The organism is Pseudolysinimonas sp. (assembly GCF_049651805.1).
GTDB lineage: Bacteria > Actinomycetota > Actinomycetes > Actinomycetales > Microbacteriaceae > Pseudolysinimonas_A.
Genome location: NZ_JBASCU010000018.1, coordinates 1 through 18,003, shown reverse-complemented (window position 1 = coordinate 18,003; position 18,003 = coordinate 1). Strand labels below are relative to the sequence as shown.

General features: G+C 69.9%; 18 protein-coding genes and 1 tRNA gene. 7 read left to right on the top strand and 12 right to left on the bottom strand.

The features are described 5' to 3' along the window. Nucleotides 1-730 (top strand): amidase family protein (locus WBL06_RS04050; protein ID WP_424454693.1); only part of this gene is annotated, 730 nt, incomplete at its 5' end. A gap of 51 nt (nt 731-781) precedes the next feature. After that, the gene (locus WBL06_RS04045; protein WP_424454692.1) at nt 782-1,138 is read left to right on the top strand and encodes an SIP domain-containing protein; all 357 of its coding nucleotides are present in this window, start codon (nt 782-784) and stop codon (nt 1,136-1,138) included. Here the strand turns inward: WBL06_RS04045 and WBL06_RS04040 are convergent. Together WBL06_RS04040 and WBL06_RS04035 are read right to left on the bottom strand one after the other, a co-directional pair. Next, nucleotides 1,135-1,620, bottom strand: a complete 486-nt coding sequence (locus WBL06_RS04040) for a hypothetical protein (RefSeq protein ID WP_424454691.1) — start codon at nt 1,618-1,620, stop codon at nt 1,135-1,137. The two genes, WBL06_RS04045 and WBL06_RS04040, sit on opposite strands and share 4 nt — an antisense overlap. A gap of 7 nt (nt 1,621-1,627) precedes the next feature. Further along, the gene (locus WBL06_RS04035) at nt 1,628-2,410 is read right to left on the bottom strand and encodes a crotonase/enoyl-CoA hydratase family protein (protein ID WP_424454690.1); all 783 of its coding nucleotides are present in this window, start codon (nt 2,408-2,410) and stop codon (nt 1,628-1,630) included. Between the two features lie 81 nt (nt 2,411-2,491). On the opposite strand from WBL06_RS04035, the gene WBL06_RS04030 reads away from it, so the two are divergent. Then, entirely contained in the window at nt 2,492-3,073 is a 582-nt protein-coding gene (locus WBL06_RS04030) for a DUF4333 domain-containing protein (RefSeq protein WP_424454689.1), read from the top strand. 21 nt (nt 3,074-3,094) lie between these two features. On the opposite strand, the gene WBL06_RS04025 is transcribed toward WBL06_RS04030, so the two are convergent. The 7 genes from WBL06_RS04025 to WBL06_RS03995 all read right to left on the bottom strand — a co-directional run bounded on the left by WBL06_RS04025 (nt 3,095) and on the right by WBL06_RS03995 (nt 11,245). Beyond that, entirely contained in the window at nt 3,095-3,898 is an 804-nt protein-coding gene (locus WBL06_RS04025) for an arginase family protein (RefSeq protein WP_424454688.1), read from the bottom strand. A 9-nt stretch (nt 3,899-3,907) separates the two neighbouring features. After that, nucleotides 3,908-4,996 (bottom strand): DUF418 domain-containing protein, encoded by a 1,089-nt coding sequence (locus WBL06_RS04020; RefSeq protein ID WP_424454687.1) that lies wholly within the window; start codon nt 4,994-4,996, stop codon nt 3,908-3,910. Then, entirely contained in the window at nt 4,993-5,730 is a 738-nt protein-coding gene (locus tag WBL06_RS04015; RefSeq protein WP_424454686.1) for a PspA/IM30 family protein, read from the bottom strand. The genes WBL06_RS04020 and WBL06_RS04015 overlap by 4 nt, the downstream gene beginning before the upstream one ends. 36 nt (nt 5,731-5,766) lie before the next feature. After that, nucleotides 5,767-7,755: a TPM domain-containing protein gene (locus WBL06_RS04010; RefSeq protein WP_424454685.1), complete on the bottom strand. Its 1,989-nt coding sequence runs from the start codon at nt 7,753-7,755 to the stop codon at nt 5,767-5,769. 106 nt (nt 7,756-7,861) lie between these two features. Then, on the bottom strand, nt 7,862-8,629 hold the full coding sequence (locus WBL06_RS04005) for a hypothetical protein (protein WP_424454684.1): 768 nt from the start codon (nt 8,627-8,629) through the stop codon (nt 7,862-7,864). Then, entirely contained in the window at nt 8,613-9,188 is a 576-nt protein-coding gene (locus WBL06_RS04000; protein WP_424454683.1) for a sigma-70 family RNA polymerase sigma factor, read from the bottom strand. The genes WBL06_RS04005 and WBL06_RS04000 overlap by 17 nt, the downstream gene beginning before the upstream one ends. Nucleotides 9,189-9,355: 167 nt before the next feature. Continuing rightward, the gene (locus WBL06_RS03995; RefSeq protein ID WP_424454682.1) at nt 9,356-11,245 is read right to left on the bottom strand and encodes a phosphoenolpyruvate carboxykinase (GTP); all 1,890 of its coding nucleotides are present in this window, start codon (nt 11,243-11,245) and stop codon (nt 9,356-9,358) included. Between the two features lie 129 nt (nt 11,246-11,374). Here WBL06_RS03995 and WBL06_RS03990 point away from each other — a divergent pair, with 129 nt between their 5' ends. Further along, nucleotides 11,375-12,808 carry a helix-turn-helix domain-containing protein gene (locus WBL06_RS03990; protein WP_424454681.1) on the top strand — a complete coding sequence of 478 codons (1,434 nt, stop codon included), beginning with the start codon at nt 11,375-11,377 and terminating at the stop codon, nt 12,806-12,808. Here the strand turns inward: WBL06_RS03990 and WBL06_RS03985 are convergent. Then, nucleotides 12,793-13,815: a glycerate kinase gene (locus WBL06_RS03985; protein WP_424454680.1), complete on the bottom strand. Its 1,023-nt coding sequence runs from the start codon at nt 13,813-13,815 to the stop codon at nt 12,793-12,795. The two genes, WBL06_RS03990 and WBL06_RS03985, sit on opposite strands and share 16 nt — an antisense overlap. A gap of 3 nt (nt 13,816-13,818) precedes the next feature. Further along, nucleotides 13,819-13,891, bottom strand: a tRNA-Arg gene (locus WBL06_RS03980). A gap of 24 nt (nt 13,892-13,915) precedes the next feature. Here WBL06_RS03980 and WBL06_RS03975 point away from each other — a divergent pair. Next, nucleotides 13,916-14,725: a transglutaminase-like domain-containing protein gene (locus WBL06_RS03975; protein ID WP_424454679.1), complete on the top strand. Its 810-nt coding sequence runs from the start codon at nt 13,916-13,918 to the stop codon at nt 14,723-14,725. On the opposite strand, the gene WBL06_RS03970 is transcribed toward WBL06_RS03975, so the two are convergent. Beyond that, a complete protein-coding gene (locus WBL06_RS03970; protein WP_424454678.1) occupies nt 14,726-15,316 on the bottom strand; it encodes a hypothetical protein in 591 nt (196 codons plus the stop codon). Nucleotides 15,317-15,376: 60 nt separating this feature from the next. Between WBL06_RS03970 and argS the strand changes: the two genes are divergently transcribed. Together argS and WBL06_RS03960 are read left to right on the top strand one after the other, a co-directional pair. Then, a complete protein-coding gene (argS, locus tag WBL06_RS03965) occupies nt 15,377-17,002 on the top strand; it encodes an arginine--tRNA ligase (RefSeq protein ID WP_424454694.1) in 1,626 nt (541 codons plus the stop codon). 3 nt (nt 17,003-17,005) lie between these two features. Then, entirely contained in the window at nt 17,006-17,845 is an 840-nt protein-coding gene (locus tag WBL06_RS03960) for a DUF2993 domain-containing protein (RefSeq protein WP_424454677.1), read from the top strand. Nucleotides 17,846-18,003: the final 158 nt, after the last annotated feature.

Below are 18,003 nucleotides of genomic sequence, written 5' to 3'. Positions count from 1 at the left end.
GGGTGCGCCGCAGTGGGCGACCGCGCCGCCGACCTGGGACGAGGGGCCGTTCCTCGGCGCGGCGGTGCGCGGCGAAGGGCGGTTCTCGATCGGCGTCACCCGCTACTCGCCGTGGGCGACGGAGTTCGACCTGCAACTCGCCCCGGAGGCCGAGGATGCGGTGCAGGTGGCGATCCGGGAGCTGGATGCCACGGGTCACGGCATCGAGGAGCTCGCCTTCGAGCCAGAGGTCGGCTACGCGAAGGCGTTCCTCACGGTGTGGCAGGCGGGGGCGGCGGCGACCGCGGTCGACGACGATGGCTTGGCACGGGTGGAACCGCTCACCCGCTGGCTGATCGAGAACGGTCGCCGCCTCGGCGCGCGCGACCTGGCAGCCGCGCTGGCCTGGCTCGCCGGGTTCGAGCGGCGATTCATCGCGCAAGCCTCCCAGGTGGATGCCGTGCTCACTCCCGCGATGGCCCTCACCCCGCGCCCGATCGGTTGGTACGACCCCGACGACGGCGAGCGCAACTTCGGGCAGCAGGTGCTCTATACGCCGTACACGAGCATGGTGAACGTCAGCGGTCTCCCGGCGATCGTGCTGCCGGTGCACGTCACCGCAGAGGGTCTGCCGATGGGGGTGCAGCTCATCGGGCGACCCGGGCGCGAAGACGTTCTGCTCGCGATCGGTGCCCAACTCGAACGGCGCCTGCACTGGCAGACGCGGCATCCGCCCGCCTGGACCGCGTGAACCCGCGAGGTAAGGGCGCACTCAGTTAGGTATGCCTATACTGATCTCGCGATGTTCCTCTCCGACCTCCTTCCCGCCACGATCTCCTGGCAGCCCGCTGCCGGCGACCTCGTGCTGCTCGGCGCCGTCGAGGCCGACCTCCCGGTCGTCGAGACCGTGCTGGCCACCCTGCCCGCTCGAGCCCGCGGTCAGGTCTTCGTCGAGGTCGACTCCGCTGCCGCCGTGCGCGAACTCGCCGCTCCCGGTCGCGTCTGCGTGACCTGGCTGCGCCGCGACCTCGGGCAGTCGCTGGGCGAAGCGGTCGGCGCCTGGCTCGGCGAGATGCTCCCAGTCGATCTCGAACGCGAGCACCGGGTCTACGGCTGGATCTCCGGCGACCGGGCCGCCCGCATCCGCACCAACGCCTAGCTCTTTCCGGGCAAGCCCCCGGGTCGCCGCGTGCGCAGGTAGCCGCCCTTCTCCAATCCCGCCTCGACCTCGAACCGGTTGGTGAGCGCCGGCGATCCCGCCGCGACGTAAAGCGCGATGAAGGTGAGCCCGTACTTCTTCCACTGCGCCTTGTGAATCGCCTCGTGCTCCAGCACGGCATCCCCGGTGTTGTCGGTCGTCAGGTAGATCGCGCCGATCGTCGTGCCGCCGCGCCCGTACGCCCATTTCGGCAGCCGGGAGAAGTAGTGGATGCCGCCCCCCTTCGCGAAGCGGCCGAACAGGATGCGCCCCCACAGCCATGCGCACGCCGTCGCGAACCAGTAGCCCGGTCGGGCGACGACCGGCCACAACAAGAAGCGGCGGAGCCCCGGCACGCGCCCCCCGAACCGCACGACCGCCCCAACCACCCGCTCCGGTCGGGAGAGCTTCGTCGGATCCGGTCGCATCGGCTGCGCGCTCACCGGCGGTTCACCGGCCGCGGAAGTCCGGTTCGTCGCGGGCGACGAAGGCGCGCATCCCTTCGGCGGCGTCTTCGCTCGAGGCGAGCCGTACCAGTTCGGGTTGCAGCTGCTGTTCCGCGCGGGCGTCGCTGTCGCGGATGGCCTCCCGCGCGTTGGCGAGGGTGGCTTGCACCGCCAGCGGAGCCTGGGTGGCGATCCGGGTCGCGATCGCGCGCGCCCGCTCGAGCTGGGTGCCGTGCGGCACCACCTCCTGCACGAGGCCCATCCGGTGCGCTTCGGCGGCGTCGAATGAGTCGCCGGTGAGCATCCAGCGCATCGCGTTGCCCCAGCCGACCGCGCGCGGGAATCGGATCGTCGCTCCGCCGAACGGCAGGATGCCGCGCTGCACCTCGATCTGCCCGAACACGGTCGAATCGGCGGCGACGACGACGTCGCTCGCCAGCGCCAGTTCGATGCCGAGGGTCAGGCACATGCCCTGCACGGCGATGACGACGGGCTTGCGCTGGAACTCGCCCTCGACCTGCCACGGGTTGAGCCCGCCCTCGGGAACCAGGTCGAGCCCGTTCGCGCCGATGCGCGGGGCCACGTCGCCCAGGTCGAGGCCGCCGGTGAAGTGGTCGCCGTGCGCATACACGACGCCCACGCGCAGGTCGGGGTCGCGGTCGAGCTCGCCGTAGGCGAGGCACAGCTCCTGCAGCATCGCGAAGTCCGCGGCGTTGCGCTTCTGGGGTCGGTTGAGCCCGATGAGCAGCAGGTGCCCGCCCCGATCGATGGTCACTCGTTCAGCCACGAGACCAGCGTAAGCGGCGGCACCCGTGAGTGATGCTTCCATCCGCTAGCGTTCAACCATCGTCGTTCCTGGAGGCAGACCGTGCGTTCCCGCTCCCTCACTCTGATCCCCGTCGCTGCGCTCGCCGTCACCCTGCTGGCCGGGTGCACGTTCAGCGTCGGTGTCAACACCGCGCCCACCGTTCCTCCGGAAGACATCGAAGAGCTCGCCGCCGACGAACTCGAAGAGCAGGTCGGCGTGCGTCCCACGATCGACTGTGGGGACAACGACATCCAGGTGGAAGCCGACACCTCGGTCACCTGCCTGCTCGTCGATCCGGGCACCGGGCTCGAGTTCAACACGGTCATCTCGTTCACCGAGGTCGACGGCGACAACTACGCGTTCGACATCCAGGTCGCCGAGGTGCCCAACAACGCGCCCGAGCCGACTGCCGAGCCCGGCGCGTCGGTGCCGGTCGGCGACATCGAGGCGTTGGCCATCACCGCACTCAAGAAGGTGCTCGACTACGTGCCCGAGGTCACCTGCGAAGGCACCGAGGTCGCGATCGTCGTCGGCACCACCGTGGCCTGCAGCTACGAGTCGCCGGAGGGCGCGGTGGATGCGGTGGTCACCATCACCGCGTTCGACGCGACGACCGGAAGGTACGAGATCCGCGTCGACTGAGCACGCGCGTCGACTGAAGCCTCAGTCGAGTGCCGCGATGATGCGCAGGATGGTGGCGGCGTCGTCGGCCGCCTGCTCGGTCTCGAGGGCACCTGGCGCGTAGGCGGCCAGGGTCGCCCCGGCGAGGGGAAAGCGCGCCCGCAGCGCCCGGATCGCCGCGACGAGTGCCGACGAGCTCACTCCGAACGGCTCCGGGTCGAGCAGTCCGTCGAGGTCGGCGGGATCGAGCACGTCGAGGTCGATGTGCAGGTAGACGGCGTCGGCGCCGGTCGCGGCCACCGCATCCGCCAGCGCGGAGGGATCGTCGAGGTCGTTCGCGGTGAAGATGCGCAAGCCGACGTCGGCGGCGAAGGTCTCCTCGCCGGCATCCCACGACCGTGCACCCGCGAGCACAACCCGCTCGGAGGCGATGTCGCCGTTGTCGATCGCTGCGCGCAGCACCATTCCGGCGAAGGCTCCGGACGGCGACGATTCGGGGGAGTTGAGGTCGGGGTGGGCGTCGAACCAGACGACGGCGACATCGGGGTGACGGTTCGCGGCGACGGCGATGCCCGCGGCGGAGACCCCGCAGTCGCCTCCGACGACGACGAATGGGCCGTCGACATCCTGAAGTACCACCGAGGTGCGCTCGCGCACCAGCTGCACCGACGTGTAGCGGGAGATTCCGGTGCCCTGCTCGTCGCCGGCCTCGAGCGGCACCGGCACGGCTGACGTTGCCGAGGCCGGCAGGTCGGATTGGAGCGCGGCGACTCCATCGACGAGGCGCATCGCCCGCGGCGAGGGGGAGCCCTGCCACTGCGGCACGAGCACGAACCGGAGGGTCACCCGCCCACTCTAGGCCGATCCCGTTCCCGGGCGACCGGTCTCGCGCAGCGCGATGCGGGTGAGTGCGCGCAGCCCGGCCTCGAGTGGTCCTGCGCCGATGAAGCGCCGCCAGAAGGATGCGAGTGCGAGCGAGCCGACGATGAGGGCCGGCAGCGTCCACCCGGGAACCACCCAGCGTTCCGGGTCGTCGGTCGTCGCCCGGATGATCGTCAAGGCGACGGCCTGGGCGACGTACAGGGTGAGCGCCATGGCTCCTGCGGCGGCGACGGGTGAGAGCACGAACCTCACGGCACCGGCGACGCGTTCCCCGACTCCGGTCGCCGAGTCCAGCAGGGACAAGCCGCCGATGATCGCGACGGCGACGCCGCCCGACCCGACGACTTCGGCGGTCGTGCCGGAGTGTGCTTCGGCCGAGACACCCGGGATCACGAGGGCGGAGGCGTACCCGAGCACGGCGGCGACCACGCCGAGCACGAGGGCGGATGCCGCGGTGCGGCGGGTGCGCAGGTCGCTGCGGGCGAGCAACAGGCCGACGAGCACGAAAGCGAGCCAAATCAGCACTGGGTACTCGCCGTAGAACAGCCAGCGCGCGAAGACCTGCGCCGCTTCGGCGACGGCGTCGAAGGGAATGGCGCCGGTGAGCCCCGCGACGATCGGAGGAGCCGCGAATGCGACGACGCCGCAAAGCAGGCCCAGGTGCGGTCGGGCGAGGAAGAGCACCGGAAGGAGCAGCAGGAAGGCGAAGCCGTAGTAGTCGAGGATGACTGCGATCGGCGGCTGCAGAAAAGCCGTCATCGCGAGCCCGAGCGGCACCAGAACAGCCCCGCGGATCAGCACCATGAAGCGGGCATCCCCCCGCTCCCCGGGAGCAGGCGGGTTCGCTCCGCCGGTGATCAGGCCGAGCGACACGCCCGCGACGGTGGCGAAGAGGATCGAGGAGCGGCCGTCGAAGATCTGCTCGTCGCCGCCGAAGAGTGTGTGGGCGGCGAACATGCCGAACAGGGCGATGCCGCGGGCGGCATCCACCCCGAAAAGCCGAGGAAGGGCGACGGTTGCCCGCTGCCCCTCCTCGGTGTCCTTCTCGTGCGCGGTCGTCAACTGCCCGACGTCACGGCCTGCGTGCCGCCGGCCTTGAGCTCGGCGAGACGTGCCTCGACCTCGGCCTCCTTGTCGAGGTCTTCGAGCGACTCGAACTGCGAGTCGAGGCTCGAGGCGGAGAGCTCCTGCTGGCCCATCACCTTGGCCTCCTCGCGGCGAACCTTCTCTTCGAAGCGCCCGAGCTCGCTCGTGGGGTCGAGCACGTCGATGCTCTGGATGGCGTCGTGCACCTGCGACTGCGCCTGCGCGGTCTTGGCCCGGGCGACGAGTTCGTCGCGCTTGCTGGTGAGCTCGGAGAGCTTCTCGCGCATCTTGTCGAGGCCGTCCTTGAGTTGGTCGACGACCTGGTTCTGCGACGCGATCGTCGGCTCGGCGGTCTTGGCCTCGTTCTCGGCCGAGATCTGCTTGCCGATCGCGATCTTCGCGAGTTTGTCGAACTTGTCGGCATCCTCGGTGTTGCCTGCCGCGCGCAGCTCGGTGCCCTTCGCGCTCGCGGCGAGGGCCTTGCGGCCCCAGTCGGCGGCCGATTCGAGGTCTTCGGCGTGGTCCTGCTCCATGAGGCGCAGGTTGCCGATGGTCTGCGCAACCGCGCTCTCGGCCTCGGCGATGGAGTTGGTGTAGTCGCGCACCAACTGGTCGAGCATCATCTGGGGATCTTCGGCCTGGTCGATGAGCGCGTTGATGTTCGCGCGCACGAGCTGCGAGATGCGGCCGAGAATGGACTGCTTTGCCATGGTGTGCCTTTCGTTTTCTTGAGAATGATTGGGAGTCTAGAAGCGTCCGCCGCGAGAGCGCCGACCGCCGGACGGCCGGGGGCGAGAAGACGAGCTACTGGGCCGGGGGCGTGGCCGGGGCCGCGACGAACTGGATCCACTCGACCAGCCGCTGCTGCCCGACGACGACCAGCCGCTCGATGATCCGCCCGAGAACAGACCGTCGAGGATGCCGCCGAGCGCCGCGCCGCCGTAGCCGCCACCCGCGGGGCCGGAGGATCCGCCGTTGAACGCCGCCACATCGCTCTGCGCGCTCTGCATCGCGGAAGTCGCCAGAGCGACCGCCTGCTGGGCGGAACGGAGCGCTTCGATGGGGTTCGAGCGCGCCGCAGTGAGCGCCTGCGAGAGTTGGCGCTCTGCCTCAGCGACCCGGGTGCGAGCGGTTGCGCCGACGGCGCCCCGACGGGTGGCGATGAAATCCTTCGCCGCCGCGACCGCCGCCTCGGCTTCGGCCGTGACGCGCGCGAGCTGCGCCTTCGCCCGCTCGGCTTGGGCGGCGGCATCCCGCAGCTTGCCGAGGGCCTCATGCAGAGCTGCGTTGACCCGCTCGACCTCGCCGATCGCCGTGCCCGGATCGCCGTCGTCGGCCCGGGCGATCACCTTCTCGGCGTCGCCAGCGGCGAGACGCAGCGGTTCGGCGGTCTCTGGGGTGGCCGTTGCCAGGCCGGCACGTGCTTCGGCCAGGTCGCGCTTCACGTCGGCGATCGCGTCGTCCAAGCGCTCGACCAGCGCCGGCAGGTCGGCGGCGAGCTTGTCGACCGCACCGATCGCGCGCTGGACCTGTGCAACCGCCTGCTGGGCGCCGCGTACGGCGACCGCGGCCTCCGACGTCTTGCCGGCCTGAAGGGCGGTGCGGGCTTCGGCGATCGCCGTCGCCGCGAAGGCGACGAGTTCCCGCGACTGGCCGGCGCTGTCGCGCACGGACGCCACTGCCGCCGTGCCGAACTTCGTCGAGAGTTCGGCGACGGTCGCCTCGGCGGCGTCGACGCGGGCCGCCAGCCCACCGTGGGTGGCGACGACCGTCTCAAGTACTTCGGGGGCGTGCGTCTCGAGTTGACGCAACTGCTCGAAGTCGGTCGACTGCGCCGCGAGTGCGGCCGAAGCCGCCTCGCACAGCCGGATGATCTCGGTCGTCAGCCGACGCTTCTCGTCCGCGGTCTCCGGCGTCGCGTCGTCGAGCTGTTGGCGGATCGCGAACGCCTGCTTCACCTGGCTCTCGGCCTCGGCTAGCGCCGCCGCGAACCCCTTGGTCGCCTTCTCGCCGAACTGCGCCTGCGCGAAGCCGAGCTCCTGCTCGTTGCTCTGCAGCGCGTCGTCGAGGCTCACCAGCAGGCTGCCGGCCCGCTGGTCGAGTTGCTTCTGGTCGAGCTTGTCGACGGGGGCGCTCGGGTCGACCCCGCGACGCCGCTTCACGAGGCGCGAGATGCCCCACGCTCCCACTCCGATGACTGCCGCTCCGCCGAGGAGGGGAAGAATCGGGATGCCGCCGCCCTCGCCGTCGGAGGTGCCCGGCTCGGTCGGGTTCTCGCCGGCCAGCTCGTCGCCGATCGCGTCGGCCGCCTCGAGGGCCGCCTCCTCCCAGTTGTCGTCGCGTAGCTGCGTTTCGATGCGCGTCGCGACGCGGTCGTATGAGGCGTCGTCGAGCAACTCGTCGTTGAGCACGTACTGCCGGTCGTCGACGGCGACCGCGAGCAACACGTCGTCGGGGCCGAACCCGCTCAAGCCCGCGGTCGTGTCGGCCCACAGACCGGCGTCGCTCGGGTTGTCGAAGGTGTCGACGTAGACCACGAAGAGCGACACCTCGGCGCGGTCGTAGAGATCGTCGAGCGCCGACTCGATCGAGGAGGTGCCGCCGAGAACCCCTGCCTCATCGACGACGTACGCGCCGGCGAAGTCGACCGGTGGTTCGGCGAACGCCGCGCTCGGGCTCATCAGCGCCAGGGCGACACCGGCCACCAGGGCTCCAGCGGTCGGCAGCGGTCGCATTCGGGCTCCTCCCAAGCGGCCTGAGCCGACTCGTCGCGGGCCATCCGCGGCCCGCCCGAATCTTATCGGGGCGCGGTGTCCCGCTGGGAGGGCGGAACCTCGACGGCTATCCGACGATCTCGACGGGGTACGGCGCTGAGGCGGCGACCAGAGTCGCGCCGTCATCCGTCGTCATGACGAGCACGGCGCGCAGCTCGTACTGCCCGGGGGGAGCTGCGGGCATGTCGTTCTGCGGGCCGTCCATGATGAGGTCGTCTTCGCTGCGGCAGATCACCCGGTCGACGTACGTCTCGAGGGTTGTCGACTCGCCGGGCGCCAGATCGATGAAATACCCGATGGCGTCCTGGGTCTGGTACGAGTGCCAGACCACGAGGCCGTCGCGCGCGAGACTCACGTGCGGCCAGGGGCTGCTGGTTGCGACGAGGGGGTTCGGCCCGTCGTTGCGCAGCGTGACCTGTACGGGGATGCGCTCCCCGGGCTCGAAGATCGTCTCGAGCGACAGCTCAAGGCTGAGACCTTCGGAACTCACGGCGTCGGTCACCGGGGCGCCGCAGGCGTCCGGCATCCACTTCAGGGCGTCTTGACCGACGTAGGGCGCATCTCCCGACTCGGTCGCCGCTTCCCCGGTTCCGTCGGCACCCGCGCCGGCATCCTCGGTCGTCATCAGCACGCCGCGGTCGGCCAGCGGGCCGCTGACGAAGATGGCGGTGCCGAGCACCCCGACGATCGCGACCGATCCGAGGGCCTGCGCGGCGATCACCCGCGGGCGCCGACGGCGACGGGTGCGGCTCAGAACGGCGTCGAGGTCGATGGCGCCACGTCCTTCCGGGTCGGGGCCACGCAGCAGGTCGCGCAGGTCAGATTCGGTGGCCACGAGCGGCCTCCTTTCGCGGAGTCGTGTTCGAATTACGCGGCGTCAGCCGGTCTTCCACGGTGCCGTCGTCGGCGAGCGAGATCGCCATCTTGGCGAGCCCGTCGCTCAGGTAGCGCTTCACGGCTCCCGAGCTGATGCCGAGGGTGTCGGCGATGTCATCGACCTTGAGGTCGTCGTAGTAGCGCAGCACGAGGCAGGCGCGCTCGCGCGGGGTGAGTTTGCGCAGCTCCTCGTGCAGGTCGAGGCGTTCTTCGGATGCCAGGGCGGGGGACGGCTGCTCGTCCGGGCGGTACTCGAGCGGCGCGATCCGGCGCCACCGGGTCGTACGCCGTCCGCCGTCGAGGTGGCCGTTGAGGATGGCCCGACGCACGTAGGCTTCGGCGCTCTCGACGCTGAACCCGTTGCGCAGCCGCCCGAAGGTGCGCACGAGGGCGTCCTGCACGAGGTCGGCGGCGTCATCCCGACTGCCGCACAGCAGCGTCGCATAGCGCAGCAACGCCTCACCGCGTTGCGCCACCAGCTCGGTGACGACGCCCTCCCAGGCCGACTTGGCCGCCATCCGCACACCTCCCTCTACCTACTGAGACGCTAGTCCGCGACTTTTCGTTGGGATGGCCGCGGGATCCGCGCGAAAAGTCGCGGATGGAAGGAAAGGACGCCGTCAAACGGGAACGGCGCGCCGCCAGCGAGGTCGGCGCGCCGTCAGCCCGGTGCGAAGGGGAGGGATCAGGCCTGCGCGGCCCGCATGCGGGCGCGGAGTTCCTCAAGTTGCGAGGTCACGGCGGAAGGGACCCGGCCCTCGAAGGTGTCGAAGAACTTCTGGGCGTCGTCGGCTTCGGCGAGGTGTGCCGCGGGGTCGATCGCGAACAGCTCGGCCCAGTCGGCATCCGGAACACCGGCCGCGGCGTGGTCGATCGCGCCGGGCGCGGGCAGCCAGCCGACGGGGCTCTCGACCGCGGCGGCGGTGCCTTCGACGCGTTCGAGGATCCAGGCCAGCACGTGGCCGTTCTCGCCGAACCCGGGCCACAGGAAGCGCCCGTCGTCGCCCTTGCGGAACCAGTTGACCTGGAAGATCCGCGGCACACCGCCGGTCTTGCGCAGGCCTTCGCCGACGTCGAGCCAGTGCTGCCAGTGGTCGGCCATGTTGTAGCCGCAGAACGGCAGCATCGCGAACGGGTCGCGTCGCAGCTCCCCCACGTTGCCCTCGGCGGCCGCCGTGCGTTCGGACGAGATCGTGGCGCCGATGAAGACACCGTGTTCCCATCCGCGTGCCTCCGCCACCAGTGGCACGTTGGTAGCACGACGGCCGCCGAAGATGATCGCGTCGATGACGACGCCCCGCGGGTCTTCCCAGTCGTCCGAAATGGACGGGCACTGGGATGCGGCCACGGTGAAACGGGAGTTCGGGTGTGCGGCGGGCACTCCCGACTTGGGGGACCAGTGTCGGCCGGTCCAGTCGACGAGGCCGTCGGGCGGGGTGTCGGTCAGACCCTCCCACCAGACGTCGCCGTCTTCGCGCAGGGCGACATTGGTGAAGATCGTGTTGCCCCAAATGGTCTCGACCGCGGTCGCGTTCGTCGAGGGGCCGGTTCCGGGGGCGACGCCGAAGAAGCCGGCCTCGGGGTTGATCGCGCGCAGCTTGCCGTCGGCGCCGGGCGCGAGCCACGCGATGTCGTCGCCGATCGTCTCGACGGTCCAGCCGGGGATGGTGGGCTTCAGCATCGCGAAGTTGGTCTTGCCGCAGGCGCTCGGGAACGCCGCGGCGACGTGGAAGACCCGGCCCTTCGGGTTGGTCACCTTGAGCAGCAGCATGTGCTCGGCGAGCCAGCCCTCGTCACGGCCGATCACCGAGGCGATGCGCAGCGAGAACGACTTCTTGCCGAGCAGCGCGTTGCCGCCGTAGCCGGAGCCGAACGACCAGATCTCGCGGGTCTCCGGGAAGTGCGAGATGTACTTCGTGGAGTTGCACGGCCAGGCGACATCATCTTCGCCGGGGGAGAGCGGGGCGCCGACGGTGTGCGCGGCGGGAACCCACTCGGTGTCGGGCGTGATCTGCGCGAGCGCCTCGCGGCCCATCCGCGTCATGATGCCCATGCTGACGACGACGTAGGGGGAGTCGGTGACCTGCACGCCGAGCCGGGCGAGCGGGCTGCCGAGCGGACCCATCGAGAACGGCACGACGTACATCGTGCGGCCCGCCATCGATCCGGCGAACACGTCCTCGAGTTCGGCGCGCATCGACGCCGGTTCCGCCCAGTTGTTGGTCGGGCCGGCATCCTTCTCGTCGGCCGAGCAGATGAAGGTGCGGGATTCGACCCGCGCGACATCGTCGGGATTGCTGCGCGCGAGGAAGCTGTAGGGGCGGTGGTCGGCGTTGAGCCGGATGAGGGTGCCCTGGTCGACCATGCCGCGGATGAGCTCGTCGGCTTCGCGCCGCGAGCCGTCACACCACACGACGGTGTCCGGCGTGGTGAGGTGGGCCATCTTCTCGACCCAAGCGATGACGTGCGGGTCGGTGCCCTCGGGCGGCAGCGCCCACGTCGCGTCGTGCAGGGGGATCTGGTCGACAGCATCGGGAGCGCCGTCGAGGGTTCGTGTGTCGGTCGTGAGTGTCACGGGGTTCCCTCGCTGGTCGGGGCGGTTCTCGTCAAGAACTGCCTTCTATGACAATGGTGCGCCCCATTTCGGCGCCTGACGCCAGAATCGCGATGAAATTTTGCCCGTTCTTTCCCTATGCTTCATTTCATGAAGGATCTTGTGACCCTGGGGCAGAGGATGCGTCACTTCCGCACGGAGGCGGGTCTGACCTTGGAACAACTCGGTGCCGATGTCGGGGTGGCCGGAAGCCAGCTGTCCCTCATGGAGAACGGCCGCCGTGAGCCGCGGCTCTCTCTCCTCGGCGCCATCGCCGCGCGGCTCGGCATCGAGCTCACCGAGCTGCTCGACGACTCCGCCCCCACGGAACGTGCCGCGCTCGAGATCGAACTCGAGCGCGCGCAGTCGAGCCCGATCTACGCGCAACTCGGTCTGCCCGCCGTGCGCGCCGGCAAGGGGATGCCCGACGAGACCCTGCGGGCCCTCGTCGGCTTACATCGGGAACTCGCCCGTCGGTCGCGCGAGGCCATCGCCACCCCCGAAGAGGCGCGCCGCGCCAACACCGAGCTGAGGGCCCGGATGCGCGAACGTGACAACCACATGGCCGAGATCGACGACATGGTCGAGGAGGCGCTGCGCGGGGTCGGCCATTCCACCGGCGCGCTCACCCACCGGTCGGTGAGTCTGATGGCCGAACAGATGGGGTTCGAGCTCGTCTACGTCGGCGACCTCCCGCACTCGGCGCGTTCGGTCACCGACCTCGCCAACGGACGCATCTACCTTCCCCCCGCATCCATTCCCGGCGGTCATGGCCTGCGCTCGATGGCGTTGCAGGCGATCGCGCACCGCATGCTCGGCCACGAGGCCCCGAACGACTACGCCGAGTTTCTGCAGCAGCGCCTCGAGATCAACTACTTCGCGGCCGCGGCGCTCATGCCCCGCACCCAGGCGGTTCGGTTCCTGCAACAGGCGAAGAGTGACAAGGACATCGCGCTCGAAGACTTCCGGGATGCCTTCGGCGTCACCCACGAAGCAGCCGCGCTGCGCTTCACCAACCTCGCGACCGCCCACCTCGACATGCGGGTGCACTTCATCCGCGTCGGCGGCGACGGGGCGATCTCGAAGGCGTACGAGAACGACGGCCTGCCGCTGCCGATGGATGTCACCGGTTCCGTCGAAGGGGAGATCGTCTGCCGTCACTGGAGCGCCCGTCGGGCCTTCGTGCGCACCAACCGCACGACGGAGTTCTACCAGTACACCGACACCCCCAGCGGCACCTTCTTCGAGTCGACGCAGATCGGCACGAGCGCCGCGAACGACGAGTTCTCGATCACGATCGGGGTGCCCTTCGACGACGCGAAGTACTTCCGCGGTCGGGAGACGACGCGGCGCGAGCAGTCACGATGCCCCGACGCCAGTTGCTGCCGCCGCCCGCCCGAGGATCTTGCCGCGCACTGGCAGGGCAAAGCGTGGTCGAGCGCCAAGGTGCACGCGCACATCTTCTCGCCGCTGCCGTCCGGCACCTTCCCGGGGGTCGACGATCGCGAACTCTACGAGTTTCTGGAGGCTCACGCCTCGAGCTGAGTCGCGGCGCGCGCACCCGCGGCGCTCAGCCAGCGTGCCGGCTCGGCGATGGCGGCATCCGTCGACCCGGCGAGGTCGACGAGGGCGATGGATGCCACGGGCGAGCCGCCGGGGCCGCGCGGCTCGGCCGAAAACCGACCGGCGATGACGAACGTCTGGCTGACGCCGCACTCCGCCGCGAGTTGGATCCCGTGCCCGACGACCTTTCCCTGGGTGGAGGTGGCATCGAAAGATCCCTCGCCGGTGATCAGCACGCCGCCCGGTCGGAGGTGGCGCCGGAGTCCGGTGAGCCCGGCGATCTCGGGAGCGCCGGGCTGGATGACGGCGTTCCAGGCGGCGAGGAAGCCGTATGCCGTTCCTCCGGCGGCACCGGCGCCCGGGGTCCCGGGATCCACGTCGTAGAGCGATGAGAAGGCCAGAAGCCGTTCCTCGAGTTCGGCGATCTGGTCGGGGGTCGCGCCCTTCTGTGGGCCGTAGACGGCCGCGGCACCCGTCGGGCCGAGCAGTGGGGCGGTCACATCGGTCAGCAGGCGCACTCCCCGTGGTGGCGGCCGTGAGAGGTCGAGCGCCTCGAGGGCGCCCATGCCGCCATCGGTCGACGCGGAGCCGCCGAGTGCGATGACCAGTTCGACGGCACCGGACTCGAGCGCCGCGGCGATCACCTCGCCGAGCCCTCGCGTCGTCGCGCCGAGCGGGTCGAGTCGTTCCATGAGTGCGATGCCGGAGCACTGCGCGAGTTCCACGACGGCGGTGCCGTCGGGCAGGTCGAGCCACTCGCCGGGCACTGGCCGACCGTCGGGTCCGGTGACCAACCCCGCCGACCGGCGCACGGCATCCGGGGTCACCGCCTCGATCGCGTCGAGCGTGCCTTCGCCACCATCCGCCTGGGGCAGTTCGAGCACATCATCGCTCGGGCGAACTGAGCGCCACCCGGCGGCGATCGCCGCCGCCGCGTCACGCGCGGAGATCGAGCCCTTGAAGGAGTCCGGTGCGATCACGACTCTCATGAGTGCCCTCGACACGATTCGAACGTGCGACCTCTTCCTCCGGAGGGAAGCGCTCTATCCACTGAGCTACGAAGGCATATTGCTCGCCTAGGTTAGCAGCATGACCTCCGGCCACCCGCGACGCGAAGTCGGGTCGAGCCTCGTCATCCAGGTCGCCGATCCGACCTCCTTCGTTCTCGCGGTCGCCGTCGCGGAGGGGGTCCCGACCGCGATCGAGACTCTGCACGTGCGCCTCGACGACGAGCCGACCGCGGTGCGCGAGACCACCGACCTGCACGGCACCCGACTGCACCTCTTCGAGACCGGCCCCGGCATCCTCAGCATCGACTACGCCGCGACCATCATCGGCCGCGCCGCCCCCGCTCCGGTCGTCGATCGCGACCTCGTGACCTACCTGCGGCCGAGCCGCTATGTGCAGTCCGACAGCCTCACCGACCGTGCCCGCGAGTTGTTTGTGGGGCTCGAGGGTCGGGGGCTGCTGGGCGCCGTCGAAGAGTGGGTGCATTCACAGCTGCGCTACGACAGCGGCGCGACGAGCCCGATCGGCGGAGCCGTCGAAACGCTCGAGTCGGGCGCCGGCGTCTGCCGGGACTTCGCGAACGTCACGGCGGCCTTCCTGCGCGCGCTCGACGTGCCCGCCCGCATCGTGTCGGTCTACGCCCCTGAGCTGCAGCCGCGCGACTTTCACGCCGTCGTCGAGGCGTGCATCGAGGGCCGCTGGGTCGTCGTCGACGCCACCCGGCTCGCTCCCCGCTCCGGTCTGGTGCGCATCGCGACCGGTCGCGACTCCGCCGACACGGCCTTCCTGACGAACACCCTCGCCGACATCGAGTTGCTCAGCATCGACGTGCGCGCGACGAGCGATGAGTCGTCGATCGAGTCACCCCGGGATGTCGTGGAGCTGAGGTGATCAGAGGGCGCCCAGCGCCGACTCGATGATCGCCGTCGGCTCGCCCGGCTCGAAGAACGCGACAGACGAGATGACGAGCCGGTACCGCCCCTGGAAGACGATCGCCGTGCCGATGTCGCCCTCGACCTCGAAGTAGGCCTCCTCGCCGTACGTAGACACCATCTGGCTCTCGGCGAAGGCCTCGGTCTTCAGCTCGGCGATCTGATCGTCGGTGAACTCGGCCACAGACAGGTCGATCGTGGCCCCGCCCGACTCACGCACCCACTGACATGAGACGCCGCCGGCGGCGACCTGATCGGCCGCGAGGCTACCGGGCTGCGGGGTGAACTCCCCGACGAGCGCGTAGTTGGGGTCGAACGCGTACATCGTGTCGAGGTCGACGAGGTCGGCGCACGCGATTCCGAGCGGCTGGGCTCCGCTCGTCGGCGCGGGCTCCGGACCGTCCGACGACGTCGCCGTCGGTGTGCTCGTCGGATTCGGCAACACCGGTTGTTCCGGAGCGTCGACGCACGCGGTGAGTGCCAGCAGGGCTGCGGCGGCGACGACCGACGCGAACGCGCGTCCGGTCGGGAGCGTGGATGCGACGGGCATACCCCCATCTTCACCCGGCTACGATCGAGCGTTGTGACCCCCGCCGAACTTTCCGCCACATTGCTCGAGCTCGCGCGCTCGGCGGCGGGCGAGCGAGCGGACGAGATCGCACCCGACGACGTCACCCTCGAGCGCCCGCGCAACCGGGATCACGGCGACTGGGCCTCGAATGTCGCCATGAAACTCGGCAAGCGTCTCGGGCTCGACCCGCGCGCCTTCGCGGCCGACCTCGCCACGGCGCTCTCCGCGACCGACGGGGTCGCCGCGGCCGAGGTGGCCGGCCCCGGCTTCCTCAACATCACCCTCGACCCGGCCGCCGCCGGCGCGCTCGCGAAGAGCATCGTCGAACAGGGCGAGCATTACGGCGAGGGCGACCTCTACCCCGGGGTGACGATCAACCTCGAGTTCGTCTCGGCGAACCCGACGGGCCCGATCCATCTCGGCGGCACGAGGTGGGCCGCCGTCGGCGACAGTCTCGCCCGGCTCTTCACCGCCCAGGGCGCGGCGGTGACGCGCGAGTACTACTTCAACGACCACGGCGCGCAGATCGATCGATTCGCGCGCAGCCTGCTCGCCGCCCACCGCGGTGATCCGACGCCGGAGGACGGCTACGGCGGCCAGTACATCTTCGACATCGCCGCACGCGTCGAGGCGGTGTACGACGGCGACCTGTCGGCGCTACGCCCCGAGGAAGCCGAAGACGTCTTCCGTTCGGTCGGCGTCGAGTTGATGTTCGGCGACATCAAGGCGAGCCTGCATGACTTCGGCGTCGACTTCGACGTGTACTTCCATGAGGATTCGTTGCACGAGTCCGGCGCGGTCGAGCGCGCCGTCGCTCGGCTGCGGGAACTCGGCCACATCTACGAGCAAGACGGCGCGATCTGGCTGCGCACGACCGAGTTCGGCGATGACAAAGACCGGGTCGTCATCAAGAGCGACGGCGAGGGCGCCTACATCTCGGGCGACCTCGCGTACTACCTGAACAAGCGGGAGCGCGGGTTCGAGCGCAACCTGATCATGCTCGGCGCCGACCATCACGGGTATCTCAAGCGCCTGATGGCGATGACGGCGGCGTTCGGCGACGAGCCCTTCGTGAACCTCGAGATCCTCATCGGCCAGATGGTGAACCTGGTGCGCGAGGGTGAGGCGGTGCGCATGAGCAAGCGTGCCGGCACCGTCGTCACGATGGAAGACCTCGTGGATGCCGTCGGCGTCGATGCCGCCCGGTATGCGCTGGTGCGCAGCTCCGCCGACTCGGCACTCGACATCGACCTCGACGTTCTCACCAAACGTACGAACGACAACCCGGTCTTCTACGTGCAGTACGCCCACGCCCGCACGAAGGCCGTCGCGCGTAACGCCGCCGAGGCCGGGGTGACCCAGGATGCCTTCGACGCGAGCCTGCTGACGCACGAGACCGAGAGCATCCTGCTGGCGGCGCTCGCCGATTTCCCCCGGGTCGTGCGGCAGGCCGCCGAGTTGCGCGAGCCGCACCGGGTGGCGCGCTACCTCGAAGAGCTCGCCGGCTCGTATCACCGCTGGTACGACGCCTGCCGGGTGAGCCCGTTCGGCGATGAGCAGATCACCGACCTGAATCGCACCCGGCTGTGGCTGAACGACGCCACCGGTCAGGTGCTGCGCAACGGCCTCGGTCTGCTCGGTGTGAGCGCCCCGGAGAGGATGTAGCAGATGAGCACCGAGATCCTGCCGGTCGAGCCGGTGCAGCCCGAGCCGGCGCAGTCCGAAACGGTCGAGGCGCGCAAGCCCCGACGGCGCGGGTGGATCATCGCAGTCATCATCGTCGCCATCGTCGTCGTTCTCGGGATCGTCGCGTTCGTCGTCGCCGAGGCGCTGGCGAAGGACTACGCCCGCGGCTACGTGCGTGATCGCATCGTCGAGGTGCTGAACCTGCCCGACGACGCCGCGGTGGATGTCGACCTCGGGGGTGGCTCGATCATCCTGCAGGCCCTCGCCGGCCGCGTCGACCAGGTCGATGTCGACGTGCCGGAGGTCGCCTTCGGGGAGTTGTCGGGCGCCGTGCGGCTGTACGCGGAAGGCGTTCCACTCGATGAGATGCAGCCGGTGGATGTGCTGGGCGTCGACTTCGCGATCGGCGCGGACGACCTCGGTGCTCTCGGGCAGGGAGCCGGCGCGGAGGGCGCCCCGACGTTCGAGTTCGCCGAGGGGGAGGTGCTGCTGAGTTCTGAGTTCTCACTGTTCGGCGCGACCATCCCGCTCAGCCTGTCGCTCGAGCCGTCGGCCGCTGATGGCGACCTCGTGCTGACCCCGACCAGCATCACGCTCGGCGACGAGACGATCGAATCGGGTGACGACGATTCGTTCTTCGGTCAGCTGCTCTCCGGTCTCTTCCAGCCGCAGAACCTGTGCATCGCCGCGAGCGTTCCCGAGGCGCTTGTGCTGACCGACGCGACGATCGACGACGCCGAGCTCGTGCTCGGGTTCACCGGTGACGGTGCGGCGTTCGGCGGGCCCGAGCTGTCGACGCCCGGCACCTGCCCCGAAGGCTGAGTTCTCGCGCGGCCTGCGGGCGGAATAGACTGGCGCGGGCTTCAGGGACCAATCCGGGTTCGCTCGCCTCACATCCGATCCGTCTTCTCATGTGAGCGTGCTCGTGACCGCCTCTCCTCTCGCACCCGGCTGGCTCGCCCACCCGGATGACGCGAACG